30 protein-coding genes are annotated in these 24741 nt (G+C 69.3%); 19 read left to right on the forward strand and 11 right to left on the reverse strand.

Features of this window, described 5'->3' with window-relative positions:
• Positions 1-28 precede the first annotated feature (28 nt).
• Complete coding sequence (locus BM287_RS01285; protein ID WP_090035105.1) at positions 29-1150, reverse strand: LacI family DNA-binding transcriptional regulator; 1122 nt, start codon at positions 1148-1150, stop codon at positions 29-31.
• A gap of 113 nt (positions 1151-1263) precedes the next feature.
• Between BM287_RS01285 and BM287_RS01290 the strand changes: the two genes are divergently transcribed.
• From BM287_RS01290 to BM287_RS01330, 9 genes are all read left to right on the forward strand, one after another.
• Positions 1264-2373, forward strand: a complete 1110-nt coding sequence (locus tag BM287_RS01290; RefSeq protein WP_090035102.1) for a substrate-binding domain-containing protein — start codon at positions 1264-1266, stop codon at positions 2371-2373.
• Positions 2374-2442: 69 nt separating this feature from the next.
• Complete coding sequence (locus BM287_RS01295; RefSeq protein WP_090035099.1) at positions 2443-3486, forward strand: ABC transporter permease; 1044 nt, start codon at positions 2443-2445, stop codon at positions 3484-3486.
• Entirely contained in the window at positions 3483-4283 is an 801-nt protein-coding gene (locus BM287_RS01300) for an ATP-binding cassette domain-containing protein (protein ID WP_090035096.1), read from the forward strand. Before BM287_RS01295 ends, BM287_RS01300 begins: the two co-directional genes overlap by 4 nt.
• Positions 4280-4579: a putative quinol monooxygenase gene (locus tag BM287_RS01305; RefSeq protein ID WP_090035094.1), complete on the forward strand. Its 300-nt coding sequence runs from the start codon at positions 4280-4282 to the stop codon at positions 4577-4579. The genes BM287_RS01300 and BM287_RS01305 overlap by 4 nt, the downstream gene beginning before the upstream one ends.
• On the forward strand, positions 4576-5547 hold the full coding sequence (locus BM287_RS01310; RefSeq protein ID WP_090035092.1) for a carbohydrate kinase family protein: 972 nt from the start codon (positions 4576-4578) through the stop codon (positions 5545-5547). The genes BM287_RS01305 and BM287_RS01310 overlap by 4 nt, the downstream gene beginning before the upstream one ends.
• Positions 5548-5665: 118 nt before the next feature.
• On the forward strand, positions 5666-6466 hold the full coding sequence (locus tag BM287_RS01315) for a class I SAM-dependent methyltransferase (RefSeq protein WP_090035089.1): 801 nt from the start codon (positions 5666-5668) through the stop codon (positions 6464-6466).
• Positions 6467-6544: 78 nt separating this feature from the next.
• Positions 6545-7219 (forward strand): PadR family transcriptional regulator, encoded by a 675-nt coding sequence (locus BM287_RS01320; protein WP_090035086.1) that lies wholly within the window; start codon positions 6545-6547, stop codon positions 7217-7219.
• A 152-nt stretch (positions 7220-7371) separates the two neighbouring features.
• Positions 7372-8385, forward strand: coding sequence for an ABC transporter ATP-binding protein (locus tag BM287_RS01325; RefSeq protein WP_090035083.1), 1014 nt, complete (start codon positions 7372-7374; stop codon positions 8383-8385).
• The gene (locus BM287_RS01330) at positions 8382-9206 is read left to right on the forward strand and encodes an ABC transporter permease (RefSeq protein WP_090035081.1); all 825 of its coding nucleotides are present in this window, start codon (positions 8382-8384) and stop codon (positions 9204-9206) included. The genes BM287_RS01325 and BM287_RS01330 overlap by 4 nt, the downstream gene beginning before the upstream one ends.
• 131 nt (positions 9207-9337) lie before the next feature.
• Here the strand turns inward: BM287_RS01330 and BM287_RS01335 are convergent, their stop codons facing one another.
• Both BM287_RS01335 and upp read right to left on the reverse strand, forming a co-directional pair.
• A complete protein-coding gene (locus tag BM287_RS01335) occupies positions 9338-10096 on the reverse strand; it encodes a winged helix-turn-helix domain-containing protein (RefSeq protein ID WP_090035078.1) in 759 nt (252 codons plus the stop codon).
• Between the two features lie 379 nt (positions 10097-10475).
• A complete protein-coding gene (upp, locus tag BM287_RS01340) occupies positions 10476-11108 on the reverse strand; it encodes a uracil phosphoribosyltransferase (protein ID WP_090035075.1) in 633 nt (210 codons plus the stop codon).
• Positions 11109-11158: 50 nt separating this feature from the next.
• Here upp and tadA point away from each other — a divergent pair, with 50 nt between their 5' ends.
• Complete coding sequence (gene tadA / locus BM287_RS01345) at positions 11159-11626, forward strand: tRNA adenosine(34) deaminase TadA (protein WP_090035073.1); 468 nt, start codon at positions 11159-11161, stop codon at positions 11624-11626.
• 18 nt (positions 11627-11644) lie between these two features.
• Here the strand turns inward: tadA and BM287_RS01350 are convergent, their stop codons facing one another.
• Positions 11645-12361 carry a glutamine amidotransferase-related protein gene (locus tag BM287_RS01350; protein ID WP_090035071.1) on the reverse strand — a complete coding sequence of 239 codons (717 nt, stop codon included), beginning with the start codon at positions 12359-12361 and terminating at the stop codon, positions 11645-11647.
• Positions 12358-13320: a cation diffusion facilitator family transporter gene (locus tag BM287_RS01355; protein ID WP_090035070.1), complete on the reverse strand. Its 963-nt coding sequence runs from the start codon at positions 13318-13320 to the stop codon at positions 12358-12360. The genes BM287_RS01350 and BM287_RS01355 overlap by 4 nt, the downstream gene beginning before the upstream one ends.
• A gap of 23 nt (positions 13321-13343) precedes the next feature.
• Between BM287_RS01355 and proC the strand changes: the two genes are divergently transcribed.
• Positions 13344-14189, forward strand: coding sequence for a pyrroline-5-carboxylate reductase (proC, locus tag BM287_RS01360; RefSeq protein WP_090035069.1), 846 nt, complete (start codon positions 13344-13346; stop codon positions 14187-14189).
• Positions 14190-14277: 88 nt separating this feature from the next.
• Here proC and BM287_RS01365 read toward each other — a convergent pair whose 3' ends face one another.
• From BM287_RS01365 to BM287_RS01375, 3 genes are all read right to left on the reverse strand, one after another.
• Positions 14278-15165 carry a hypothetical protein gene (locus tag BM287_RS01365; protein ID WP_244527809.1) on the reverse strand — a complete coding sequence of 296 codons (888 nt, stop codon included), beginning with the start codon at positions 15163-15165 and terminating at the stop codon, positions 14278-14280.
• Between the two features lie 153 nt (positions 15166-15318).
• Positions 15319-15990 carry a potassium channel family protein gene (locus BM287_RS01370; protein WP_090035066.1) on the reverse strand — a complete coding sequence of 224 codons (672 nt, stop codon included), beginning with the start codon at positions 15988-15990 and terminating at the stop codon, positions 15319-15321.
• Positions 15983-17419, reverse strand: a complete 1437-nt coding sequence (locus BM287_RS01375; protein ID WP_090035063.1) for a TrkH family potassium uptake protein — start codon at positions 17417-17419, stop codon at positions 15983-15985. The genes BM287_RS01370 and BM287_RS01375 overlap by 8 nt, the downstream gene beginning before the upstream one ends.
• Before the next feature lie 81 nt (positions 17420-17500).
• Here BM287_RS01375 and BM287_RS01380 point away from each other — a divergent pair, with 81 nt between their 5' ends.
• The 5 genes from BM287_RS01380 (at position 17501) to BM287_RS01400 (ending at position 19003) form a co-directional block, all read left to right on the forward strand.
• Complete coding sequence (locus BM287_RS01380; protein WP_090035061.1) at positions 17501-17926, forward strand: ArsR/SmtB family transcription factor; 426 nt, start codon at positions 17501-17503, stop codon at positions 17924-17926.
• Between the two features lie 37 nt (positions 17927-17963).
• On the forward strand, positions 17964-18176 hold the full coding sequence (locus BM287_RS01385; protein ID WP_090035058.1) for a helix-turn-helix domain-containing protein: 213 nt from the start codon (positions 17964-17966) through the stop codon (positions 18174-18176).
• 70 nt (positions 18177-18246) lie between these two features.
• Positions 18247-18345, forward strand: a complete 99-nt coding sequence (locus BM287_RS01390; RefSeq protein WP_003792170.1) for a 30S ribosomal protein bS22 — start codon at positions 18247-18249, stop codon at positions 18343-18345.
• A gap of 98 nt (positions 18346-18443) precedes the next feature.
• Complete coding sequence (locus BM287_RS01395; protein WP_090035056.1) at positions 18444-18707, forward strand: glutaredoxin family protein; 264 nt, start codon at positions 18444-18446, stop codon at positions 18705-18707.
• The gene (locus tag BM287_RS01400; RefSeq protein ID WP_090035053.1) at positions 18704-19003 is read left to right on the forward strand and encodes a Dabb family protein; all 300 of its coding nucleotides are present in this window, start codon (positions 18704-18706) and stop codon (positions 19001-19003) included. Before BM287_RS01395 ends, BM287_RS01400 begins: the two co-directional genes overlap by 4 nt.
• 16 nt (positions 19004-19019) lie before the next feature.
• Here the strand turns inward: BM287_RS01400 and BM287_RS01405 are convergent, their stop codons facing one another.
• Together BM287_RS01405 and BM287_RS01410 are read right to left on the reverse strand one after the other, a co-directional pair.
• Positions 19020-19721, reverse strand: coding sequence for a GntR family transcriptional regulator (locus tag BM287_RS01405; RefSeq protein ID WP_090035050.1), 702 nt, complete (start codon positions 19719-19721; stop codon positions 19020-19022).
• Positions 19721-20389 carry a GntR family transcriptional regulator gene (locus BM287_RS01410; protein WP_090035047.1) on the reverse strand — a complete coding sequence of 223 codons (669 nt, stop codon included), beginning with the start codon at positions 20387-20389 and terminating at the stop codon, positions 19721-19723. Before BM287_RS01410 ends, BM287_RS01405 begins: the two co-directional genes overlap by 1 nt.
• A 145-nt stretch (positions 20390-20534) precedes the next feature.
• Here BM287_RS01410 and BM287_RS01415 point away from each other — a divergent pair, with 145 nt between their 5' ends.
• Complete coding sequence (locus tag BM287_RS01415; protein ID WP_244527810.1) at positions 20535-21797, forward strand: isochorismate synthase; 1263 nt, start codon at positions 20535-20537, stop codon at positions 21795-21797.
• 7 nt (positions 21798-21804) lie between these two features.
• On the opposite strand, the gene BM287_RS01420 is transcribed toward BM287_RS01415, so the two are convergent.
• On the reverse strand, positions 21805-22659 hold the full coding sequence (locus BM287_RS01420) for a PPK2 family polyphosphate kinase (protein WP_244527811.1): 855 nt from the start codon (positions 22657-22659) through the stop codon (positions 21805-21807).
• A 157-nt stretch (positions 22660-22816) separates the two neighbouring features.
• Here BM287_RS01420 and BM287_RS01425 point away from each other — a divergent pair, with 157 nt between their 5' ends.
• Both BM287_RS01425 and BM287_RS01430 read left to right on the forward strand, forming a co-directional pair.
• Positions 22817-23653 (forward strand): class I SAM-dependent methyltransferase, encoded by an 837-nt coding sequence (locus BM287_RS01425; protein WP_170857379.1) that lies wholly within the window; start codon positions 22817-22819, stop codon positions 23651-23653.
• A gap of 20 nt (positions 23654-23673) precedes the next feature.
• The gene (locus BM287_RS01430; RefSeq protein WP_090035038.1) at positions 23674-24729 is read left to right on the forward strand and encodes a polyprenyl synthetase family protein; all 1056 of its coding nucleotides are present in this window, start codon (positions 23674-23676) and stop codon (positions 24727-24729) included.
• Positions 24730-24741: the final 12 nt, after the last annotated feature.

A 24741-nucleotide genomic window follows, 5' to 3' on the forward strand; every position in this document is an offset into this window, starting at 1 on the left:
GGAAATGCCCGCATGGTGACGGCCTTCGCTATGCGTCCCTCTGAGCGCGTGCGGAGGCGCGTGCAGAGGTGGTTGCGGAGGCGGTCGCGGAGGCGGTCGCGGGAGCGATCTCGCCGGAGCCGCGCACGATGAGTTCGACGGGGAGGACGAGGTCGGTCGCGGGCAGCTGCTCGCCGGCGTGGATGCTCGCGAGCTGGGCGAAGAGCCGCTCGGCCGCCGTCCGGCCCATCGCGACCGGATCCTGCGCGATCACGGTGACCCCGGGGTCGAGGAGATCTCCCAGCTCGATGTCGTCGAAGCTGACGAGGGCGACCTCGTGCTGGCGGCCGAGTTTGCGCAGGGCGCGGACGACGCCGATCGAGATCAGGTTCTGGCCGGCGAAGATCGCGGTGGGCGGAGCGGGGGAGCCCAGCAGGGCCAGCACGGCCGCCTCCGCGGCTTCCGCCGTGGTCACATCGTCCACGATCGTGTACGAATCCGGCGGGATGTCGAACTCCTCCAGAGCGCCGAGGAAGCCGATCTTGCGCTGGGAGGCCGTCCAGATCCCGGAGCGGTCGAAGATTCCCGCGATCCGCCGGTGGCCCCGCGCGAGCAGGTGCCGGGTGCCGAGCGCGGCCCCGCCGACGTTGTCGGAGCGGACGACGTCGGCCTCGTAGCCGAAGGGCTCGCGGTCGATGAAGACGACGGGGATGCGCGGGGGGACCAGCTCCTCGAGGTAGGACTGGTTGCCGGTGGAGGTGGTCAGGATGAGACCGTCGACCTTCCGCCGGATGAAGTTCTCGACCGCTGCGACCTCGCGTACGGGGTCCTCATCCAGGCTGGAGGCGAGGACCGCCACGCCATGCGAGGCGGCGACGTCTTCGATGGCGCGATGCGTCGTAGCGGCGAACGGGTTGTCGACGCTTCCGAGCAGCAGCCCGATCGACTTCGTCCGGGTGTGCGTCCGCCGCAGGTTGCTCGCGTGGGAGTCGGGTTCCCACTGGAGCTGGGCGATGGCCGCCTTGACCCGTTCCGCTGTCGCGGCGGAGACGTTCGGCTCGCCGTTGATGACCCGGGAGACGGTCTTGATGCCGACGCCGGCCTGCTGGGCGACATCTCGGATCGTCACGCGGCCGGAGCCGCGCCCGATCGACTTTGATAACGATGTCATTACCAGCCTTCCGAATGTGAGGAAAGTGTAGCGTTTTCCTCCGTGTTGTGTCAGACTTCTCGTTGACACCGTTGTCAGGGTGTTCATTCACCCCCGATGAAAAGGAAGCAAAGATGCCCACCCGATTCTCACGTCGCTCGCGCACTGCCGCGATCGCCTCCCTCGCGGCGGCCTCCGCTCTGGCTCTCTCCTTGACGGCGTGTTCGTCCGGAAGCTCAGGCGGAAGCTCAGGCGGGAGCAACGACCACGTCGGCGTCTCTCTGATCGTGAAGACCACCAGCAACCCGTACTTCGTCGCCATGGAGACGGCTGCGAAGGCGGACGCCAAGAAGAACAACGTCACCCTCACCCTCGCCGCAGGCAAGAAGGACGGCGACACCGACTCCCAGATCCAGGCCATCGAGAACGCCATCTCCCGCGGGGACAAGGGCATCCTGATCACGCCGAACGGATCGGCCGTCAACAACGAGATCCAGAAGGCGCGCCGTGCCGGCCTCTACGTGATCGCACTCGACACCGTCCCCACCCCGGCGAGCACGGTCGACATCACGTTCGCGACCGACAACTACGCTGCCGGCCAGTCCATCGGCAAGTGGATGGCGAACACCCTCGGCGGCAAGAAGGCCGTGATCGCCATGATCGACCTCTTCTCCGACCAGATCGTCTCGGTCGATGTGGACCGCGACCACGGCTTCCTCAACGGCATGGGCATCGACGTGGGTGACAAGTCCAAGAACGGCGGCGAGGCGTCCAGCGGCTCCTACACCGGCGGCAAGGGCGGTCAGTACCAGATCGTCGGCCACCAGCCCTCGCAGGGCGCTGAGGATGGCGGCCGCACCGCCATGGAGACGCTGCTGTCCAAGAACCCGGACATCAACGTCGTCTACACCATCAACGAGCCGGCGGCGTACGGTGCCTACCAGGCGCTGAAGGCGGCGGGCAAGCAGAACAGCGTGACCATCGTCAGCATCGACGGTGGCTGCACGGGTGTCGGCTACGTGAAGCAGGGCATCCTGGGCGCCACGGCTCAGCAGTACCCGTCCAAGATGGCGTCGCTCGGCATGGAGGCCATCGCCAAGATCGCGCGCGGTGGAGAGAAGCCCAAGCCCAGCAACGGCCTCGACTTCTTCAACACCGGCTCGACGCTCATCACCGACCACCCGGTCTCGGGCCTCGACAGCGTCGACGCTGCCAAGGGCGGGACCACCTGCTGGGCGAACTGACCTCGCGGGAGGGCGCCCGATGCGGCGCCCTCCCGGAACGTCAGGCCAGCTGAATCGTCAGGAGCACTCATGTCCCAATCGAAAACCGCCTCGCCTCCCACCTCGTCGCTGAACCTCGCGGATGAGTTCATCAACCGGCAGACTCCGCTCATGCGGGTCCGCTCGGCCCTCCACCGGTACCCCGCGCTCAGCCCGGCCATCGTGCTGGTCATCTCGATCATCGTCTTCGGCGTGATCAACCCGCGCTTCCTCGCACCGACGAACCTCTCGCTGATCACTCAGCAGGTGGCCGTCATCGGCACCCTGGGCGTCGCGGAGACCCTCGTCATCCTCACCGCCGGCATCGACCTGTCGGTCGGCGCCGCCATGGTCCTCAGCTCCATCGTGATGGGGAACGCGGCCGCCAGCCTCGGGATGCCCGCCGTCGTCGCACTGCTGCTCGGCCTCCTCGCCGGACTTGCGACCGGTGTCCTCAACGGTCTCCTCGTCACCCGGCTGAACCTTCCGCCCTTCATCGTGACGTTGGGAACCCTGAGCATCTTCACGGCCCTGACGCTGTTGATCTCGAACGGCGCCACCGTGCAGGGCAACCAGTTGCCCGACATCCTCACCTGGACCGGGCTCACGGTCCGCGTCTTCGGTGTGGACATCACCTACGGCGTCATCCTCATGATCGTGGTCTACCTCATCGCGGCCTTCGCGCTCGGACGGACCTCCTGGGGACGCCACGTCTACGCCGTCGGAGACGACAAGGAAGCGGCCCGACTGACGGGTATCCGCGTCAGCCGCGTGCTGCTGAGCGTGTACATCACCGCCGGTGTGGTCGTCGCTCTCACCGCGTGGATCCAGATCGGCCGCGATTTCGGGTCCAGCCCGAACGCCGCGGTCGACGCCAACCTGAACGCCATCACCGCTGTGGTGATCGGCGGGACCAGCCTGTTCGGCGGTCGCGGCAACGTGTGGGGCACCCTCCTCGGTGCTCTGATCGTCGGCGTGTTCCGCAACGGTCTGGCCCTCGCCGGCCTCGACGTCCTCTACCAGACCCTCGCCGTCGGGGTCCTGGTGATCGTCGCCGTCTCCATCGACCAGTGGATCCGAAAGGTGCGGAAATGAACGCCATCGACACGCAGGACTCCGTGACCCCCACCGAGACCCGGACCCCGGTCCTCTCGGCCCGCCGCCTCGTCAAGACGTACGGCCACGTCGTCGGCCTCGACGGCGTCAGCCTCGAGCTGTTCCCGGGCGAGGTGCTCGCCATCATCGGTGACAACGGCGCGGGGAAGACCACGCTCATCAAGTGCCTCACCGGAGCCGAGATCCCCGACGAAGGGGAGATCGAGCTGGACGGCAAGCGGGTCCACTTCCGTCGTCCGCAGGATGCGCGCGAGGCCGGCATCGAGACGGTGTACCAGTCGCTGGCCGTGTCGCCGGCGCTCGACGTCGCCGCCAACATGTACCTCGGCCGCGAGCTGCGTCGTCCGGGATTCCTGGGCTCCGTGCTGCGGATGGTCGACACCAAGACCATGCGCGCCCGCGCGCGGGCGGAGCTCACCGAGCTGGGCATCTCCACGCTGCAGGATGTCGCCGTGCCGATCGAGAACCTCTCCGGTGGTCAGCGGCAGGCTGTCGCCGTCGCCCGCGCGGCCGCTTTCGGCTCGAAGGTCGTCGTGCTCGACGAGCCCACCGCCGCCCTCGGCGTGCGGGAGTCGAACCAGGTGCTCGATCTGATCAAGCGCCTGCGCGAGCGCGGCATCCCCGTCATCCTGATCAGTCACAACATGCCGCATGTCTTCGAGGTCGCCGACCGGATCCACATCCAGCGGCTGGGCAAGAAGGCGGCGACGATCACGCCGCAGTCGCACTCGATGACGGACGCTGTGGCCATCATGACCGGGGCGAAGCGCGAATGAGCACCTCCAAGTTCCTGTATGCGGAGTTCGAGGCCCTCCCCGGCCATGCGGACACCGTGACAGCCCTGGTGGAGGAGTACGGCCGGACGGTGCGCGCGGAGCCGGGCAACCGGCGCTTCGACGCCCACCGCCTGGCCGACCGCCCGGAGCGCTTCTTCGTCTACGAGGAGTACGCCTCCGACGTGGCCTTCCAGGCTCACGTCGAGGCCGACTACTGCCACCGCTTCAACGAGGCTCTGCAGCCCCTGGTGGCGGGAGGCGGATCCACGCTGACGTGGCTGGAGCCGGTCGGATGAGCATCCAGCCGGCCCCAGCGGGCGGTGCGGCCGCCGGCGTCCTCACCGGCGTGCTCGTCGTCGGCGAAGCGCTCATCGATGTGGTGGACCGGGACGGGGTGCGCTCCGAGCATCCCGGAGGAAGCCCGATGAACGTCGCGTACGGCCTCGGACGGCTGGGCTTCCCGACGATCTTCGCCACCCGGTTCGGCGATGACGACCGGGGGCGGGCCATCGAGGCGCACCTCCACGGAGCCGCTGTGCAGGTCATCCGAGGGCGGTCCGCCTGCCGCACCTCGACCGCCACCGCGCGAATCGATGAGACCGGCTCAGCGACCTACGAGTTCGCCTTCGACTGGGAGCTCGAGCCGTTGCAGTTCCCCCGGACGGCGGCTCTTCACGTCGGCTCGATCGGAGCCTTCCGCGAGCCCGGGGCGACCGTGGTGCGGCAGCTCGTGGATGTGCGCCCGGCCGAGACGTTCGTCTCCTTCGACCCGAACATCCGGCCGGCGCTCATCCCGGACGTCGAACGCTCGCGCGAGCTCGTCGACTGGTACAGCGGCCGCGCGCACCTGGTGAAGCTGAGCGACGAGGATTCCGCCTGGCTGTATCCCGGCGCATCCGACGACGAGGTGCTGGATCGGCTCCTCGCCAACGGTGCCCGTATCGCGGTGCTCACCCGCGGGGCCGAGGGGAGCCTCCTGCGCAGCCGTGAGGCGTCGGTGAGCATCCCTGCCGCCGCGACCACGGTCGTCGACACGATCGGCGCGGGCGACGGCTTCATGACCGGGCTGATCGCCGGCGCTCTCGAGCACGGGACGCTGTCGCTCCTCGCCGGGCCGGCATCCGAAGAGGTGCTCCTGGGCATCGGGACGCTCGCCGCGACCGTGGCAGCCATCACGGTGTCGCGCGCCGGCGCATCCCCGCCCGACCGCCGAGAGGTGGATGCCGTCCTGCGAGCCGAGGCCGCCCCCGACGTCATCCGGTAGCCGCGGGCCGAGCACAGGCGGGGAGCACCGCGGGGAGCGCCGCCGGGGAGCGCCTGGAAGCACCGCCTTCTGCGGGGACCCTGCCCGAGCAGGGCCGCTCCGGTATATCGTCAGCACCGTGGACGACGACGCCGCGGCCTTCCGGGACTCCATCCCGGAGCACTACGACTCCGGCCTGGGGCCGGTGCTGTTCCGTCACTACGCCGAGGTGCTCGGTGCTGCGGTCGCGGCGACGGATCCGCAGCGCATCCTGGAGACGGCCGCCGGCACCGGGATATCATCGGCCGCGATCGCGGAGCACTGCCCGGGCGCGCAGCTGACCATCACCGACCTCAACGAGGGGATGCTGCAGCTCGCCCGTGCGAAGGTGCCGCCGGCGACGCGCATCCGGACGGCGGACGCCCAGGCGCTTCCGTTCGACGACGGCAGCTTCGACGCGGTCGCCTGCCAGTTCGGCATCATGTTCATGCCCGATCTGCCGGCGGCTTTCCGCGAGCAACGCCGCGTGCTGGCCCGGGGCGGCGTCTTTCACTTCAGCGTCTGGGACAGCCACGCCAAGAACCGCTTCGCCGCCGTCATCCACGGGCTGCTGGTCGAGACGTTCCCGGACGATCCGCCGCCCTTCTACCGCGTCCCGTTCGGGATGAGCGAGGTCGATCCGCTCCGGAATCTGGCGCAGGAGAGCGGCTTCGGCCGGGTGACCATCGATGTGGTGCCGCACGACGCGCCTGTGGCCTCCTGGGAGCGGTTCGCCGATGGACTCATCGTGGGCAACCCCGTCGCCGACCAGGTGCGAAAGCGCGGAGGGGATCTGGATGCGCTCGTGCGGGAGGCGGAACGCCGGCTGACGGACGAGTTCGGGCCCGGGTCCACGACGACCCCCGTGCAGACGCTCTTCTATCGCGCCGTCGCCGTCTGAGATTCCGAACCACAGGGCTGGACACGACCACTCGATATCGAATACTCTGGATCGAGTAATCGATTCCGGAGGTGCGAGATGTCGAAGCACGTGGTGGCCAACCCGTTGGCGCTGGCGGTGCTCTCGTGCCTGTGGGAGCGGCCGATGTATCCCTACGAGATGACCACGACGATGAAGGAGCGGGGCAAGGAGGACAGCATCCGCCTCAACTTCGGCTCGCTCTACTCGGTCATCAAGTCCCTCGAGAAGCACGGCTTCATCCGGGTGGCCCAGACGGAACGCGAGGGCAACCGTCCCGAGCGCGTCGTCTACGCCATCACGGACGCGGGCCGCGCCGAGGCCGAGGAGTGGCTGCGCGAGCTGGTCGAGATTCCCGTCAAGGAGTACCCCGCGATCGAGACCGGGCTGTCGCTGCTCCCGATGCTGCCTCCGGAGACGGCGGCCGCCCTGCTCGAGAGCCGGCGTGACCGTCTCGACGCCGAGCTGGCCGGGCGGCGGGCCGTCGCCGAGGAGGCGCGCGCGCTCCCAGAGCTGTTCATGGTCGAGAGCCAGTACCGGATCGCCGTGCTGGACGCGGAACGCGACTTCGTCGCCGACCTCGCCGCCCGCATCCGCGACCGCTTGATCGGCGGCTACGGCTGGTGGGAGCAGCTGCACCGGCTGCTCGGCCAAGGGGTGAGCATGGAGGAGCTGAGCGGCCGGATCGCCGCCGGCGACTTCGGGGAGGAGGCGGCAGCACTGTTCACATCCTGACACCGCAGAACGATGGCCGGAGAGCGGCAACTCTCCGGCCATCCACACCTTCAGTCGTTCCGTCAAGGAACCTGCGTCAACAGTCACCGAGGGCTGTCTTCAAGGATATCCCGCGCCGGTGGCTGCCAACCAAGAAAGAAAGGACAGCCACCATGGCATCCGCAACCGGTCCGGCGCTCGTCGCCGACCATCTTGTGAAGACCTACAGCGGCGGCAGGGGCAAGCCCTCCGTCCGCGCCGTCGACGACCTCGGATTCGAGGCGGAGACCGGAACCGTGTTCGGCCTGCTCGGCCCCAACGGAGCAGGCAAGTCGACCACCATGAAGATCCTGTCGACGCTCGCCCGTGCCGACGCCGGCTCGGCATACGTCGCGGGGATCGATGTCACCCGGCATCCCGCTGGCGTCCGCCGGGCCATCGGCTTCGTCGCCCAGAAGCCGGTCTCCGATCCCAACGACACGGGCGTTGAGAACCTGGTGCTCGCCGGGCGGCTGCACGGCATGTCCGGACGGGATGCGGCGGCGCGCGCACGCGAGCTGCTCGAACGCTTCGGACTGACCGAGCATGCCGGCCGCCAGGTGAAGACCTACTCGGGCGGGATGGCCCGCAAGCTCGATGTGGCGATCGGCCTGATGCACCGTCCGCAGGTGCTCTTCCTCGACGAGCCCACGACGGGTCTCGACCCGGAGGCGCGCGCCGAACTGTGGCTGGAACTCGAGCGGATGACCACCGCCGAGAACCTCACGGTCCTGCTCACGACGCACTACCTGGACGAGGCCGACCGCCTGGCGGACCGCCTCGCGATCGTCGACCACGGCCGCGTCGTCGCCGGCGGGACCCCGGAGGAGCTGAAGAACGACCTCCGGGGGGACGCGGTCGTCGTCGAGCTGGCCGGGGACGCCGATCCCTTCGCCGGGCTCACCGCGCTCCAGCGGGTGGACGGGCTCCGCGAGGTCGGCGGGGACGGCCGCACGCTCCGGGCGCGCGCTGACAGCGGCGCCGCGACCCTCCCGCTCGCCCTCTCGGCGCTGGAGGCCGCCGGCGTCGCCGTCGCCTCCGCCACGGTCGCCCGGCCCAGCCTGGACGACGTTTACCTGCGGCACACCGGCCGCACCTTCACGCGGGCGCAGGAGTCCGCCGAGCTCGTCCTGGAGAACGCATCATGACATCCACAGCCCTCACCTCACCCCGGTCGCTGCGACGCGGCGGCCCGACCTTCGTGACGCACACGGCGCTTCTGACGGGCCGGCTGCTCCGGGCCGCCTGGCGGATGCCGGTCTTCCTCGTCATGAACCTGGTCCAGCCGATCATCTGGCTGCTGTTGTTCGGACAGCTCTTCAAGGCGGTCGTCGAGATCCCGGGCTTCAGCGCGGGCGGGAGCTACCTGGAGTACCTGACGCCGGGTGTCGTGATGATGCTCGCACTGTTCGGGAGCGCGTGGTCGGGGACCGTGTACATCCAGGACATGGATCGCGGCGTCATGGATCGCCTCCTCACTTCGCCGACCAACCGTGCGTCGATGATCGTGTCCACGCTCGTGTACCAGTCCATCCTCGCCATGGCGCAGTCGCTCATCGTGGTCGGGATCGCGTTCTGGACCGGTGCCCGGTTCGAGGGCGGCTTCAGCGGGATGCTGCTCCTGCTGCTCGGCGTCGTGCTGCTGACCGCGGTGTTCTGCTCGCTCTCCAACGCGGTCGCACTGCTCGCACGGGATCAGACGGCGCTGATCGGGATCTCGCAGCTGATCACGCTCCCGCTCATGTTCCTGAGCTCGGCGATCATGAACACGAAGCTCTCACCGGAGTGGGTGCGGAACGTCGCAGCCTACAACCCGTTCGAATGGGCGGTGGTGATCGGACGGGAGGCGCTCAGCGCGCATCCCGACTGGGCCTCCCTCTGGGGCCACGCCGGCCTCCTCGCCGCGCTCGCCGTCGTCATGGCCGCCTGGGCGACGAGCGCCTTCCGCGTCTACCAGCGCTCCGCCTGACCCGTCCCGCTCTCCCCGGGCGAGCCCCACCGTCGAGTCCGCACAGATTGCACGCTGTACCGTCGAAAATCGTGCAATCTTCGTGGACTCGACGGTGGGGCGCTCGCGCGGGGGAGGCGGGGGAGGTGGGGTCAGAAGAGGTCGGGGGAGGGGGCGCCGGCGTAGCGGATGGAGACGTCGGCGTGGCGGTCGAAGCGGTAGCCGAGACCGCGGACCGTGCGCACGATGTCCTCGTAGCGGCCGAGCTTGGAGCGGAGACGGCGGACGTGCACGTCGATCGTGCGCTCGTTGGGGACCTCGTCCTCATCGGCGCCGCTCCACAGCGAGCTGATCAGCTCGGAGCGCTCGATGGTGCGGCCCTCGCGCAGCACCAGGTACTGCAGCAGCTCGAACTCCTTGTAGGTGAGCGCCACGGTCTGGTTGTCGAGCACGAGCCGCTTGCGCGAGATGTCGACGACGACGCCGGAGGCGGCACGGTCGTCGTCCTCGTCGACGGTGGCGGCGTGGCGGTGCTTGGCGATCGCGGCCGGGTCCTGCAGGGCCAGGCGGACCACATCCACGTCGCGTCCACCGGCGCCGGCCGGGGCGAGCGCCACAGCGGCGTACGTCTCGGCGGCCGGGGCGAGCTCGGCGGTGAGGCGCTTCAGCGCATCCACGATCCGGCCGAGGTCGGTGCCGGCAGCGGCCGCTTTCGCCTCGTCGATGCCGACGTAGAGGACGAAGCCACGGGCTTCCGTGCCCTCCGGGACGGCGCGGATGCGGGGCGCCGGGTCGGCCGCGGCGGCAGCAGCGGGCGCGGCGGCAGCGGGCTCCGCGGCGGGACGGATGGGGCTGACGGGCGAGACGGCGGAGGTGCGGGCGAAGGGGGTGTCGATGGTGGCCAGAGACATGGGAATCGAGTCCTTAGTGATGATGGTCCGCATCCCGGTACGTGGGCCTCCGCGGGTACGGCAGAGGGACGGGATTGTGCGGGGAGTGTCGTGTTGTGGCCCTACAGAACGGGCCGGGTGCACGGAAGCGTGAGTGTGGCGCTCCCGGGGAGCGAGTGCCCGGTCACGACGCGATGGCGTCGGAGGGCGGCTGCTCGGCGAAGGGTCGTCAGATCAGCGACACATTCGGCAACACATGACGGAGTCGCGGCTGGCCATCATCATGCCAGCATTCCCAAGGGCCTCGAAGGAGGTCAGGGTACGCGAGTTGTCAGTCATGCGTCACAGTAAAACGGACAGTGACTCGGCGTGTCAAATCATTACGCAGAATTGCGGGCGGTTACACAGTTCCGTAGAGGCGGTCTCCGGCGTCGCCGAGGCCCGGGACGATGTAGCCGTTCTCGTTCAGCCGCTCGTCCAGCGCACCGAGGACGATGGTGACATTCCGGCCCTCGGTCGCTTTCTCGAGGGCCGCGAGACCCTCGGGCGCTGCGAGCAGGCAGATGGCCGTCACATCCACGGCGTTGCGGTGGAAGAGGAACTCGATGGCTGCGCCCAGCGAGCCGCCGGTGGCCAGCATCGGGTCGAGGACGAAGCACTGCCGGTCGGAGAGGTCCATCGGCAGCCGCTCGGCGTACGTGGTCGGCTCGAGCGTCTCCTCGTTGCGCACCATCCCGAGGAAACCGACCTCGGCGGTGGGCATCAGCCGCACCATCCCCTCGAGCATGCCGAGGCCGGCGCGGAGGATCGGGACGACGAGCGGGCGCGGTTCGCTGAGCGCGACGCCGGTCGTCGTCGTGACCGGCGTCTGGATCTCGACCGGCTTGACCCGGACACCGCGCGTCGCCTCGTAGGCGAGCAGCGTGACGAGCTCCTCGGTGAGCTGCCGGAACACCGGAGACGGCGTCCTCACGTCGCGAAGCACCGTCAGCTTGTGGGTGATGAGGGGGTGGTCCGCAACGTGCACTCGCATAGGCTCAGGCTAGCCGAACATCCCCGGCACCCCAGCCCAGGAGGACCGCCATGAGCCTGGCCGTACCCGCCGCCTACGAGCAGTGGATGCGCCGCGCGCTCGCCGATGCGCGGCTCGCGTTCGGCACCGGTGACGTCCCCGTCGCGGCGCTGGTGGTCGACGGGCTCGGCGACGTGATCGGCACCGGCCGCAACGAGCGCGAGCTGCGGCACGACCCGACGGCGCACGCCGAGGTGCTGGCGCTGCGGGAGGCCGCCGCGAGCCGCGACGACTGGCACTTGGAGGGATGCACCCTCGTCGTGACGCTGGAGCCCTGCGTGATGTGCGCCGGCGCGGTGCTCGCTGCGCGGATCCCGACCGTGGTGTTCGGCGCCTGGGACGAGAAGGCGGGGGCCGGCGGCTCCGTGTACGACGTGCTGCGCGACCGGCGGCTCAACCACCGGGTCGAGGTGTTCCCCGGCGTGCTGGCGGAGGAGTGCGGCGAGGTGCTGCTGGACTTCTTCCGCGCGAAGCGGTGACGACGCGGCGTTCGTCGCTCAGGCGTCGAGCCCGTTGAGCCACTCCGAGAAGGCCGCGCGCGACGCCTCCTGCATCCGGGCCGAATAGAGCTCCCGGTCGCGCCTCAGCGCCTCCGGGTCGATGGCGAGCTCATCCAATTGGCCGCCGCCCGACGGGTCCGTGCCCGCGGCGACCCAGGCCTCGTGCATCTCGTCGGTGACTTCGGGATGGAACTGCACCGCCAGGGCGAAGTCGCCGATGGCGAACGCCTCGTTCGAGTACTCGTTCGACGACGCCAGCAGCGTCGCCCGCTCGGGCAGCTCGAAGGTGTCGCCGTGCCACTCCATGACCGGGACGCCCTCGAAGTGCCGGATGGGCGACGCCGCGCCCGCCTCCGTCGTCTCTACGCGCCGGTAACCGATCTGGGTGGTGTCGCCGCGGTAGACGCGCTCGCCGAGGGATCCGGCCATGAGCTGGGCGCCGAGGCAGACCCCGAGCGTAGGTCGCTCCGCGTCCAGCCGGGCGCGCAGCAGCTCCCTCTCGGCCGCGAGGAAGGGGAACTCGTCCGTCTGGTACGCGCCCATCTCGCCGCCCAGCACCACGACCAGGTCGGCCTCTGCGGGGCCGATCGCCGAGAGGTCCTCGGACGACGTGTCCACGATGCGCAGCTCATAGCCGTGCTCGACGAGCACCGGGCCGATGTTGCCCAGGTGGATGCTCGGGTCGTGCTGCAGGACGAGGGCCGTGCGGGTCACTCGAGACCCTTGATGACGATGGTGTCGGTCGCCGGTGACTGCACGTTCGGGTCGATCCACACGTCGGGCTCGATGTAGATGACCCTGGCTGCGGGGACCGCATCCCGGATCCGCCGCTCGACGGTGTCGATCGCGGCCGCGACGTCCGCCAGCCGATGCTCGCCGGAGAAGGCCAGCTTGGCGGCGACCATCAACTCGTCCGGTCCGAGGTACAGGGTCTTCATGTGGATGATGCGCTCCACCTCGGGGCCGGAGGTCACCGCCCGCTCGATGGCCGTCACATCCACCTCGCTCGCGCCCTCGCCCACCAGGAGGCTCTTCGTCTCGACGCCCAGCACGACGGCGACGGCGACCAGCAGGGCGCCGATCAGCAGCGTCCCGATCCCGTCCCAGACGCCGTTGCCCGTGATGATCGTGAGGCCCACGCCGAGCAGGGCGAACACCAAGCCGGTGAGCGCAGCAACATCCTCGAGCAGCACGACGGGCAGCTCGGGCGCCTTCGCCCTGCGGATGAACTGCGGCCACGAGAGGCTCTGCTTGTGCGGCCGGGACTCGCGGACCGCAGTGCGGAGCGAGAACGACTCGAGGCCGATCGCGATCAGCAGCACCAGGATGGGCAGCCACGCGTTCTCCAGCGGGTGCGGGTGTGCGAGCTTCTCGATCCCCTCGTAGATCGAGAAGACCCCGCCGACCGAGAACAGGATGATGGACACGACGAAGGCGTAGACGTAGCGCTCGCGGCCGTAGCCGAACGGGTGCTCCTGGTCCGGCGCGCGCCGCGACTTCCGGCCGCCGAGCAGCAGGAGCAGCTGATTCCCCGAATCGGCCAGGGAGTGCACGCCCTCAGCGAGCATGGACGACGAGCCCGAGAACGCCCACGCGATGAACTTGGTGAGGGCGATCCCGAGGTTGGCTGCCAAGGCCGCGACGATCGCCTTGCTTCCGCCCGATGCGCTCATGCACCTCATCCTAGGATGGCGGAATGGACGACGCGCAGAACGTGACCCTTCCCACGATCGCCATGCTGGGCGCCGGATCGATGGGGCGCGCCATCCTGAGCGGGCTGCTTGCGCCGGGCGTCCAGGTCGCCGGTATCCGGGTGACCAATCGGTCGGCGGCGCGCGCCGCAACGCTCGCGGGCGCACCCGGCGTCACGGCGTATGCGACCGAGACCCGGGCTGATGCGAACCGGCTCGCCGTCGAGGGCGCGCAGGTCGTGCTCGTGGCGGTGAAGCCCGCGATGGTTCGCGACCTGCTCGCCGAGATCAGCGACTCGCTCGCGCCAGGGACGGTCGTCGTCAGCGTGGCGGCGGGGGTGACCGCCGCAACCATGGAGTCTTTGCTGCCCGACTCGATATCGGTCGTCCGGGCGATGCCCAACACGCCCGCCGTGGTGGGCAAGGCCGTGACCGGCGTCAGCGCGGGCTCGCGCACCGAACCCGAGGACCTGTCCCTCGTGCGCACCCTGTTCGAGACCGTCGGCGAGGTGGTCGAGGTGCCCGAGTCCCAGTTGGATGCGCTGAGCACCATCTCCGGCTCGGGCCCCGCCTACGTGTTCCTCCTCATTGAAGCGCTGACCGAGGCCGCGGTTCAGAAGGGGTTCACGCCCGCTCAGGCGGCCACCCTCGTCAACGGGACCTTCCTCGGCGCGGCCGAGCTGCTGGTCTCCTCGGGCGAGGAGCCCGCCGAGCTCCGCCGCCGCGTCACCAGCCCCAACGGAACGACCGAGCGGGCCATCGCCGTCCTCGCCGAGGCGGACCTCCCCGCCCTCTTCGCCCGCGCGACCGACGCCGCCCTCGCCCGCGCCCGAGCCCTCGCCGCCGGCTGACCCCCCGCGCGCCCCCCTCCCCCTCCCGCGCTTGCGCCCCACCGTCGAGTACGCAAAGACTTGACGCTTTGAGCCGAATTTCGTGAAGTCATCGTGTAGTCGATCGGTGGAGAGCTCTGCGGACGCGCAACGCCACCACGTCGAAGGGATCCGCCGCGGTGACGAAGATCACGTCCCAGCCGAGGTCGACGAGCCGCTCGCGCCGGTGGATGTCGTTGCGGAAGACGGTCTGATCGACGCGGTGGTGATCCCCGAGGTACTCGACTGCGACGTGAGCGTCGGGATAGGCGAGATCGATCATGGCTTCGATCCGTTCACCGTCATCGGACCGGATCACGTGGTTCAGCTCCGGCGTGGGGAGCCCGGCGTCCTCCAAAGCGATCCGGAGGCGGGACTCTTGCGGTGAGAGGGAGCCGTACCGGATCCGATCGAGGGCGAGGCGCAGTGTTCGTACTCCACGGCGCCGGCCATGACGCCGCACCGCCGCCTCGAGGTCGTCCCGTGCCAGCGGCGGGGGTGTGCCCGAATACGGCTCGTCACCGGTGATGAGATAGTCGCCGATCGCGACCAGGTCGGCGAGCGGCAGCCGCGAACTGAGCTGAGCCCACGCATCCTGTGCCGCAATGACGCGCAAGCCTTCGACGAACGTCCACCGGTGGTCGTCCGGCGTGAGCTGGTGGGAGAGGACGCCGCGCAGCCGGGGCGGCCGGCAGGGCTCGAACACGGCGACCTCCACGTCGGTCGGTTCCGCCCAGCGGGGCAGGGGCATCCCGTGGATGACGGCAGCTGATCGATGGCTGAAGAGCGCATCCCGGGGCAGCACGACCGAGGCCGCGCGGCAGCGCGCGAGATGGCTCTCGGGCGGCGTTTCGGTGCGCATGCCGTAGAAGGGACGGTGGAATCTCGTCCCGAAGACCGCGCGCCACGGCACGCCGTCTCTGAGCAGTTCACGTGTCCGGGTCCCGTTCTCGTCCATCCCCCCAGCCAACCCTGGCTGCGCACCCTCCGCCCCGTTATCCACAGCCCCACCGTCGAGTCCGCAAAGACTGCACAGGACACGCCGCCGTAGCGTGCAATCTATGCGGACTCGACGGTGGGGCGCGTGCGGCGGGAGCGGCGGGCGGGCGGGTCAGGCGTCGAGGGCGGCGAAGCGCTCGATGTCGCCGGAGGTGCCGGAGACGATGACGAGGTCGTGGTCGGAGACGACGGTGTCCGGCGTCGCATGGGTGAACGGCTTGCCCGGGCTCTTCACACCGACGACCGTGATGTTGTACTTCGAGCGGACGCCGGATTCGCCGAGAGGCAGTCCGCGGATGGGCTTCGGCGGGTACAGCTTGACGAGGGCGAAGTCGTCGTCGAACTGGATGAAGTCCAGCATCCGGCCGGACACCAGGTGCGCCGCGCGCTCACCCGCCTCGGCCTCGGGGTAGATGACGTGGTTGGCACCGATCCGCTCGAGGATCTTGCCGTGCGACTTCGAGATCGCCTTCGCCCAGATCTGCGGCACCTTCAGATCGACGAGGTTCGCCGTGATCAGCACGCTCGCCTCGATCGACGATCCGACGGCGACAACGCCGATGGCGAAGTCCTCCGCCCCGATCTGGCGCAACGTCTCGATGGACCGGGCGTCCGCCTGCACCGCGTGCGTCACCCGGTCGGCCCACTTCTGCACCAGCGCGGAGTCGGTGTCGATGGCGAGCACTTCGCGACCGAGACGGTCGAGCTGTCCGGCTGTCGCCGCGCCGAAGCGTCCCAGGCCGATGACGAGGACCGGCGCGTTGTGTCTGATCCGGTCAACCAACGAGCGGCCTCTCCTCCGGGTTCTGGTACAGCTGCCGCCGCTGGCTCTGCGCCAGCGCCGCGGCGAGAGTCACTGTACCAACGCGGCCGCAGAACATCGTCGCGGCCATCACGTAGACGCCGGCGTCGGGGAGCCGCTCGGTCAGGCCGGTCGAGAGGCCGCACGTGGCGAACGCCGAGATGACGTCGAACAGCACGTGGTCGAGCGGCGCCCGGGTGATCTGCAGGATGAGGATGCTCGACACGGCGACGATCGTCGCGCCCCACAGCGCGACCGCGACGGACAGTCGCAGCACATCGATCGGGATGCGCCGGCGGAACGCATCCATCGCATCCACTCCCTTGGCTTCCGCGAATGCGGCCAGGAACAGGACAGCCAGCGTCGTCACCTTGATGCCGCCGGCAGTAGATGCCGACCCGCCGCCGATGAACATCAGCATGTCCGTGACGAGCAGGCTCGACCCGTTGAGGTGGTCGATCGGAATGGTGGCGAAGCCACCCGAACGCGCCATCGTCGACAGGAAGAACGACTGGAAGATCGTGTGACCCGCGTCGAGATGCCCGAACGTCCTCGGATTGTCGTACTCGAGCACGATGTACAGCACCGCGCCAGCGACCAGCAGGATCAGGGACGTCAGCACGGTCAGCTTGACGTGGATGGACCACCGTCGGCGCTTCTTCCGGAGGTTGGTCGCGATCGCGAAGATGACGGGGAACCCGATGGCGCCGAGGAGCACGCCGACCATGAGCGCCCCGAGGAACCAGTAGTCCGTCGCGAACGCCTGGATGCCCTCGGCGTTCGGCGCGAATCCGGTGTTGGTGAACGCCATGGCGGAGTAGTACGCCGATTCCCACGCGGCCGTGCCGACATCGATCCCCGCGATCAGCATCCTCGGAAACAGGAGCAGGGCGACCGCGGCCTCGATGACCACCAGACTGATCGCCACCGTCGTCAGGAGTTTTCCGACCTCGCCGAGGCGGACCGCCTGCCCTTCCGCCACCGGGCCGGCGTGCATCCGGAGGGGGTTGCTGTCGCCCGCCGCCAGGAGTTTGGCGCGCAGCCCGAGCTTCCGCGAGATGACGAGGCCGAGGATGGATGCCATGGTCAGGACGCCCACCGCGCCGACCTGAACCCCGAGGTAGACGAGCAGGTGGCCGAAGAGGGACCAGTGCGTCGCCATATCGACCGTCGCCAATCCCGTCACGCAGATGACCGAGACGGCGGTGAACAGGGAGTCGGCGAGCGGTGTCCATCGTCCGTTCGCGGAGGAGATGGGCAGCGAGAACAGCAGCGTGAAGACCAGGATCAGCATCGCGAAGACCAGGATCGCGAACCGTGAGGGGCTGCGTGCGGCGAAGTCGTCGATCCCCGCGCGGAGGCGGGCGACCGGCGAGATCGCCTGGCCGCGGACAGCGCGGGTGGCGCTCATTGCTCGTCCTCCCCGTCGTCTTCCTGTCTCGGCCGGGCTCCCGACATGGTACTGCGCCGGGGGAATGGCTAGCCTGGGGACATGGCCGACATCTTCGACGTGATCGCCGATCCAACGCGGCGCGAGATCCTCCGCGTGCTCCTGGACCGCAACACGGAGGTGACGCATTCCGTCGGCGAGATATCCGTGTCCGAGATCGTGGCGAGTCTGGAATTGAGCCAGCCGACCGTCTCCAAGCACCTGAAAGTGCTGCGCGAGGCGGGTCTGGTGTCCGTTCGCGAAGAGGGCCAGCACCGCTACTACCGCCTCGACCCCCAGCCGCTGGAGGCTGTCGAGGACTGGGTCATTCCCTTCACGGCATCCGATGAGGATGTGGCCATCAGCGTCCGCATCGCGGAGGAGACCCGCGAGTTCGCGAGCACCGTCGGCAAGGTCCTGGCCGACACCCGCCACCGCGTCTCCTCGGCGACCGAGCGCGTGACCCCGAAGAAGTGGCGCAAGGACTGACCGTCCCGAGTACGATGACCGGGAAGAGGAGGTGACGATGGCTCACGATCTGAAGGACGTGCGCTTTCTGACGGTCGCCGAGGTGGCCGGCATGATGCGCGTCTCCCGCATGACCGTGTATCGCCTCGTCCATTCGGGCGAGCTGCCCGCCATCCGCTTCGGCCGGTCGTTCCGCGTCCCGGAGTCCGCGGTCGAGCACATGCTGCAGGCGGTCACCCTCGAAGAGGGCGGCGTCGCGGACTCGGCGTGACGTCGGGTAGACTGACACCTCGTGTCGCCGCGCGCCCCGCGGCATACCCCTGATTCTTTGTGAGGTCCACGTGGGTTCCGTTATCAAGAAGCGTCGCAAGCGTATGGCGAAGAAGAAGCACCGCAAGCTGCTTCGCAAGACGCGCCACCAGCGCCGCAACAAGAAGTAGACCCCGGTCTACCGCTCAAGCGTCGGTCCACTCGGTCCGGCGCTTGTCTTGTCTCTGCAGGAGTTCGTGCACCATCCGCTCCGCTTTAGAGTGGAGGGGTGCCCACCGTCTCGCTCACCCTCATCGGCAAGCCGGGCTGTCACCTGTGCGATGACGCCCGGGAGATCATCCGCTCGGTGATCGCCGAGCTGCCCGCAGACGCGCCCGCGGTGACGGTGGATGAGCGGGACATCCTGCAGGAGCCCGATCTTCACGAGAAGTACGTGGAGGAGATACCCGTCGTCCTGGTGGACGGCCGCGTCCACACGTATTGGCGCGTCGATCCCATCCGCCTGCGCACCGCCATTCTGGAGGACCGATGACCATCCGCCACGTCGTCTCGTGGAAGCTCGCGACCACGGACGAGACGGAGCGTGCTCAGCACGCCGCCGGCATCAAGCGCGGCTTGGAGTCGCTGCCCGCCGTGATCCCGCAGCTGCGGTCCCTGCAGGTGGGAGTCAACGTCGCGCCGGGCGACAACTTCGATGTCGTCCTGATCAGCGATTTCGAGACCCTGGACGACATCCAGGTGTATCAGGAGCACCCCGCCCACCGTGAGGTGGCGGCGTTCATCCGCTCGGTCGTGTCCGCGCGCACGGCCGTCGACTACGAGGTCTGACCGCCCGGATCCTGCGTCAGAAGACGGGGCTCCCGGCGATCTCGGAGTCGCGGCGACGGTAGTCCTCGAGGAACTGCGTCAGCGTTCCCGCGTACAGCTCACGGACCAGGTCGCCCGCCTTCGCGCCGTCGCGGTCCTTGACGGCGGCAAGGATTCCTGCGAGCGCCGCCGCGAGATCCTCGACGCCGAAGGGCGTCTGCCAGACGGAGATGTACCGCAGCAGCTGGGGGCTGAGCCCCTCGCTCACCGTTACCAGGACAGAGTTGTCGCCGGCTCGCTCCAGTTCGAGGAAGAAGTCGTTGAACGCGTGCCCGAGGCCAGGGATGTCTCGCGCCTTCGCGGCCTTCTTGACGTCCTTCTGCGCCTTGTCGAGGCGAGCGACGGTCGCATTGTCGACGCCCGGGACGATCGTGCGCGCGGCATGCTCGTGCAGGAGGCCGGTGGTGTAGATGGCCTCGTCGATCGCTTTGAGGTCGATCGGCGCGACCCGGGTGTAGCGGTTCGGGGCCATCTCGACGAGCCCGATGTCGGCGAGCTTCATCAGGGCCTCGCGGATGGGCGTGCGCGAGACGCCGAGCCAGGCCGTCAGCTTCTCGTCGAGGAGCGTCTCTCCGGGCTCCAGCGTGCCGTCGAGGATTCCGTCGTACAGGCGGCTGTACACGACGTCGCGCAGCAGCCGGCGCTCGACGGGGGCGGTGTCACTCACGGGCAATGGCATCAGCGGAGCTCCTTGCGGGATGCGGCGAACTCGTCCGCGATGGTGACGAGCGCCTTGTCGAAGATGTCGGCGGCGGCGCGAGCCGCCTTGTCCGCCTTGCCCGCCACGGCGGCGTCGACGAGCGCCTTCAGCGGAGGCCGGGCCTTCTCGTGCGCCGTCTGAGACGGTGCGGCGTTCAGTGCGCGGAGCACCTCGGGCAGGTGGCGCTTGAGCAGACGGGCGATGGTCGCGTTGTCCAGACGCCGGATGAAGACGCCCAGGAAGCCGTCGCTCGAGAGGCCGGTGCCGATGGAGGACCTGTCGGCGTCCTCGAGGATGGCGCGCAGCGCATCCCGATCGGCCTCGGTGAGCAGAGGCGTGGTGTCGCGCACGATCCCGGAGATGAGCACCCCGACCGTGACGATGAGCTCGCGGAGCCGGGACGGTTCGATCGGCGTGACGCGGGTGCGTCGCTGCGGGAGGATCTCGACCAGCCCCATCGCCGCGAGCTGGTTGAGCGCTTCGCGGACCGGGGTGCGCGAGACGCCGACCCACCGTTCGATCTCGGCGTCGTAGAGCTGCTCGCCGGGAAGCAGGTCTCCGTCGACGATCGCGTCGAGGAGGCGGAGGAAGACTTCGTCACGAATGAGCCGCCGGGGGCTGGAGGCTTCGGTCACGGGGACGGGCATAGATGAATGTTATATCCAGCTGGACCGGTTTTGTCGTTGAAGTACAGAGTGTCGGGTAGGCAGGCCCTGTGCTGTTCGCCGACGTGGAGTGGTCCGGCGTCCTGCGCCCACCGGGCGCACAGCGAGGCGGGCGTAGGCTGGGCCGGTGAGATCAGCCCCGACCGCTCGACGTGAGACGGGCGTGGCGGTCCTCGAGGTCGAGACCGCACCGCTCGACGACCTCCGCCGGCTCATCCCCTTCCTCGACGCGCGCGCGCCGCTGCTGTGGCTGCGCAAGGGCGACGGGATGGCCGGGATCGGCCAGGCGCTGCGCCTCGACTTCACCGGGCCCGACCGCATCCAGCAGGCGTCCGCCGCGTGGCGCGAGACCGCCGCAGCAGCCGTCGTCGAGGATGCCGTGCACACGCCCGGCACGGGCCTGGTGGCCTTCGGGACCTTCGCGTTCGACGACGAGAGCACGGCGACCAGCACGCTCATCGTCCCTGAGCTGGTCCTGGGACGGCGTGGCGGCCGGAGCTGGATCACGCGCATCCGCCGGGCCGGAGAGCCCGCGCACTCCGTGACGCCCCATCCCACCCCCCTCGGCGACGAGTACCGGCTGGCGCTGCTGCCCGGCGAGCTCGGCGCGGATGCGTACCGGTCGGCGGTCGCCGCAGCGGTCGAGCACATCCGGGAGGAGGATCTCTCGAAAGTCGTCCTGGCGCGGGATCTGCGTGGCCACCTCCCGCTGGAGTCGGACCTTCGGCGCGCCCTGGTGGAGCTCGCGCTCGGCTACCCCGACTGCTGGACGTTCGCCGTCGACGGGCTGGTGGGGTCGTCTCCGGAGACGCTGGTCCGCGTCCACCACGGCACCGTCACGGCTCGCGTGCTCGCAGGGACGAGCTCCCGCGGGTCGGATGCCGCGAGCGATCAGGCGGCCGCCACCGCACTCGCGGAGAGCACCAAGGACCAGGGCGAGCACCGCTTCGCCGTCACGAGTGTGATGGATGCGCTGCGCCCGCACAGCGCAGACCTCGCCGCCAGCGACGAACCGTTCACCCTGAAGCTGCCGAACCTGTGGCACCTCGCGACCGACATCGCAGGGATGCTGAGCGACGGATCGAGCTCGCTCGACCTGGCGGCCGCCCTCCACCCGACGGCTGCGGTGGCCGGGACGCCCCGACGGGAAGCGCTCCATCTCATCCGCGAACTGGAGCCGTTCGACCGCGGCCGGTACGCCGGACCCGTCGGCTGGGTCGGCGGGGACGGCGATGGCGAGTGGGCCATCGCGCTGCGCTGCGCGCAGGTCGCACCGGACGGCGACCTGACCGCCTACGCGGGCGCAGGCATCGTCGCCGACTCGGATCCCGACCGCGAGCTGGCCGAGACCACGATGAAGTTCCGCCCGATCGTCGAGGCCTTCGGCTGACGAACGGTCAGGATCGCGCCAGGCGGCGCTTCTGCTCCTCCACGTCGTATTCGGGGACCGGCCAGTCCAGGTCGAGTCGCTGCAGGGCGTCGATCAGGATCTGCTGGACGGCGACGCGCGCGTACCACTTGTGGTCCGCCGGCACGACGAACCAGGGTGCGTCCTTGGTGCTCGTGCGGTCGAGGATGATCTGATACGCCTCCGCGTAGTCGTCCCAGAGGAGCCGGTCGTCGACGTCGCCGGGGTTGAATTTCCACAGCTTGTCGCGGTTCTCCAGCCGGGACGCCAGCCGCTTCCGCTGCTCGTCCCGGCCCAGATGCAGCATGACCTTCACCACGGTGGTCCCCGACCGGGAGAGCTCCCCCTCGAACGAGTCGATGGCCCCGTACCTCCGCTCGATTTCGTCGGGCGGCGCGAGGTGACGGACGCGGCCGACCAGCACATCCTCGTAGTGGGATCGGTCGAACACGCCCACCTGGCCGGCCGCGGGCAGCTGCCGCCAGATCCGCCAGAGGAAGTCGTGCGCGAGCTCCTTGGGTGTGGGCTTCTCGAATGCGGCGTAGTGCACGCCACCCGGGCCCATGGACCCGATCACGTGGCTGACGATGCCCCCTTTGCCCGCCGTGTCCATCGCCTGGAGTACGAGCAGCACGGATCTCGGGTCTCCCTGCCGGCCGCCGGCGTACAGCTGTTCCTGCAGGTCGGCGAGGAGCTTGGCGCCGTCGGAGAGCGCCGAGCGCCCTTCGCGCTTGCCCCCACGGAACCCCGGCGTGCCGTCGGTCGGCTGCTCGGCGAGGCTGAAGCCCGGACCGACGCGCAGCAGATCGCCGGGATCCGCTTCCCAGTACGTGTCGTGGGCCACAGCCGCCTCCTCGTCCCGTCGGCCGCCGCCGCTGGCGAGTCCCGGGGCGCCCATCGTAGTCCTGCCCGGGCGACGGCACCCTGCCTGGGCGGAGGACACAGGAACAGCGGTTCCGGCTCTGAATGCACCGGGGGACGCCGCAGCCTAAGCTGGTGGGGTGAGTAAGGCCGACCTCAGCAAGCAGCCCGACCAGGTCGCCGCCATGTTCGATCAGGTGTCGACACGCTACGACCGGACCAATGCCGTCCTGTCCGTCGGCAACGCGGCCCTCTGGCGCATTGCGACGACGCGGGCCGTGAGGCCCCGGGCGGGCGAGACGATCCTCGACGTCGCCGCCGGGACGGGCACCTCGAGCGCATCGCTGGCACGCAATGGCGCGTCCGTCGTCGCTGCCGACTTCTCGGAGGGGATGATCGACGTCGGCCGCCGCCGCCAAGCCGGTAATCCCTTCATCCGGTTCGTGCAGGCGGATGCGATGGCCCTGCCGTTCGAGGACGACCGGTTCGACGCGGTGACCATCTCCTTCGGGCTGCGGAACATCATCGACCCGAAGAAGGCCCTCGCCGAGTTCTTCCGGGTGGTCAAGCCGGGCGGCCGGGTGGTCGTGTGCGAGTTCTCGCAACCTCCTCTCGCTGCGATCCGCGCCGGTTACGCCGCTTACCTCAGGTTCGGGATGCCCGTGCTCGCGCGGCTCGCGAGCTCGAACCCCGCCGCCTACGAGTACCTCATGGAGTCCATCCAGGCGTGGCCGAACCAGCCTGCTCTGGCCCAGTGGATGCGCGAGGGAGGGTTCGAGCAGGTCGCCTTCCGGAACCTGACCGCCGGGATCGTGGCCCTGCATCGTGGCTTCAAACCCGAGCGTCCCGCGGTGACTCCCGCGCCGGCCGCGAAGCGCAGATCCACGGCACCGAAGCGCAAGCCGGCGGCCGCGGACACCGAACCCGCGGACACCGAACCCGCGGACACCGAACCCGCCCGACCCGAGGGGGAGTAGTGCCACGAAGCGTCCCTGCTGTGCGCCGTCCCTCGCTGACCGGCCAACTGGGCTTCACGGAGCGGATCCTCCTTCGGGGGGACGATCGCGAGCTCGCCAACGCAGTGGATGCGGGGCTCGCCAAGGTCGAGGAGGGCCTGCACCGCGAGATGCGGTTCGCGGACAACTTGGCCGACGTCACCGCTCGCTACCTGTTGGAGGCCGGTGGCAAGCGTGTCCGCCCGATGCTCACCCTGCTGACGGCGCAGCTGGGCGGCGGCACCAACTCCGATGTGCTCCAGGCCGCCGAGGCGGTCGAGATCACCCACCTGGCATCGCTGTACCACGATGACGTCATGGACGACTCGCAGATGCGCCGGGGGGTCCCGAGTGCGCAGTTCGTCTGGGGCAATTCGGTGGCCGTCCTCACCGGCGACCTGCTGTTCGCCCGGGCGAGCAAGCTGGTCTCCGCGCTCGGCGAGCGCGCCATCCAGATGCAGGCCGACACCTTCGAGCGGCTCTGCCTCGGCCAGCTGCACGAGACCATCGGCCCGCAGGAGGGCGACGATCCGGTCGAGCACTACATCCGGGTGCTCGAGGACAAGACCGGATCCCTGATCGCCGTCGCGGCTCAGATGGGCGTCGTCTTCTCGGGTGCGCCGAAGGAGTACGAGGAGCCGGTCGTCGTGTTCGGCGAGAAGATCGGGGTCGCCTTCCAGCTCATCGACGACGTCATCGACCTGTCGTCGGAGGGCGTGGCCGAGACCGGCAAGACACCCGGCAACGATTTGCGGGCGGGCGTCGCGACGCTGCCTGTCCTGCGCCTGCGCGAGCGCGCGGCGACCGACCCGGAGGCCGCCGCCTTGCTCGAGCGCCTCGAAGCGGATGTCATGGGCTCGGCCGAGGATGGAGAGGTGACGCCGGCCGCCATGGAGGCGATCGCCGCGCTCCGGGACCACGATGTGACCCGTCAGACGCTGGAAGAGGCGCACCGCTGGGCGCGCGAGGCGGTGGAGGCGCTCGCGCCATTGCCCGACGGTCCGGTGAAGAAGGCTCTGATCCGCTTCGCGGACACGATCGTCGACCGCTCCAGCTGAGCGGAACGGAAT

The sequence above is a fragment of the Leifsonia sp. CL147 genome (assembly GCF_900114565.1).
Classification (GTDB): domain Bacteria; phylum Actinomycetota; class Actinomycetes; order Actinomycetales; family Microbacteriaceae; genus Leifsonia.

Bases quoted from the DNA above. Each gene is read 5' to 3' on its own strand.
- BM287_RS01285 (WP_090035105.1), bottom strand. From the start codon at position 1,150: ATGACATCGTTATCAAAGTCGATCGGGCGCGGCTCCGGCCGCGTGACG.
- BM287_RS01290 (WP_090035102.1), top strand. From the start codon at position 1,264: ATGCCCACCCGATTCTCACGTCGCTCGCGCACTGCCGCGATCGCCTCC.
- BM287_RS01295 (WP_090035099.1), top strand. From the start codon at position 2,443: ATGTCCCAATCGAAAACCGCCTCGCCTCCCACCTCGTCGCTGAACCTC.
- BM287_RS01300 (WP_090035096.1), top strand. From the start codon at position 3,483: ATGAACGCCATCGACACGCAGGACTCCGTGACCCCCACCGAGACCCGG.
- BM287_RS01305 (WP_090035094.1), top strand. From the start codon at position 4,280: ATGAGCACCTCCAAGTTCCTGTATGCGGAGTTCGAGGCCCTCCCCGGC.
- BM287_RS01310 (WP_090035092.1), top strand. From the start codon at position 4,576: ATGAGCATCCAGCCGGCCCCAGCGGGCGGTGCGGCCGCCGGCGTCCTC.
- BM287_RS01320 (WP_090035086.1), top strand. From the start codon at position 6,545: ATGTCGAAGCACGTGGTGGCCAACCCGTTGGCGCTGGCGGTGCTCTCG.
- BM287_RS01325 (WP_090035083.1), top strand. From the start codon at position 7,372: ATGGCATCCGCAACCGGTCCGGCGCTCGTCGCCGACCATCTTGTGAAG.
- BM287_RS01330 (WP_090035081.1), top strand. From the start codon at position 8,382: ATGACATCCACAGCCCTCACCTCACCCCGGTCGCTGCGACGCGGCGGC.
- BM287_RS01335 (WP_090035078.1), bottom strand. From the start codon at position 10,096: ATGTCTCTGGCCACCATCGACACCCCCTTCGCCCGCACCTCCGCCGTC.
- upp (WP_090035075.1), bottom strand. From the start codon at position 11,108: ATGCGAGTGCACGTTGCGGACCACCCCCTCATCACCCACAAGCTGACG.
- tadA (WP_090035073.1), top strand. From the start codon at position 11,159: ATGAGCCTGGCCGTACCCGCCGCCTACGAGCAGTGGATGCGCCGCGCG.
- BM287_RS01355 (WP_090035070.1), bottom strand. From the start codon at position 13,320: ATGAGCGCATCGGGCGGAAGCAAGGCGATCGTCGCGGCCTTGGCAGCC.
- proC (WP_090035069.1), top strand. From the start codon at position 13,344: ATGGACGACGCGCAGAACGTGACCCTTCCCACGATCGCCATGCTGGGC.
- BM287_RS01365 (WP_244527809.1), bottom strand. From the start codon at position 15,165: ATGGACGAGAACGGGACCCGGACACGTGAACTGCTCAGAGACGGCGTG.
- BM287_RS01375 (WP_090035063.1), bottom strand. From the start codon at position 17,419: ATGAGCGCCACCCGCGCTGTCCGCGGCCAGGCGATCTCGCCGGTCGCC.
- BM287_RS01380 (WP_090035061.1), top strand. From the start codon at position 17,501: ATGGCCGACATCTTCGACGTGATCGCCGATCCAACGCGGCGCGAGATC.
- BM287_RS01385 (WP_090035058.1), top strand. From the start codon at position 17,964: ATGGCTCACGATCTGAAGGACGTGCGCTTTCTGACGGTCGCCGAGGTG.
- BM287_RS01400 (WP_090035053.1), top strand. From the start codon at position 18,704: ATGACCATCCGCCACGTCGTCTCGTGGAAGCTCGCGACCACGGACGAG.
- BM287_RS01405 (WP_090035050.1), bottom strand. From the start codon at position 19,721: ATGCCATTGCCCGTGAGTGACACCGCCCCCGTCGAGCGCCGGCTGCTG.
- BM287_RS01410 (WP_090035047.1), bottom strand. From the start codon at position 20,389: ATGCCCGTCCCCGTGACCGAAGCCTCCAGCCCCCGGCGGCTCATTCGT.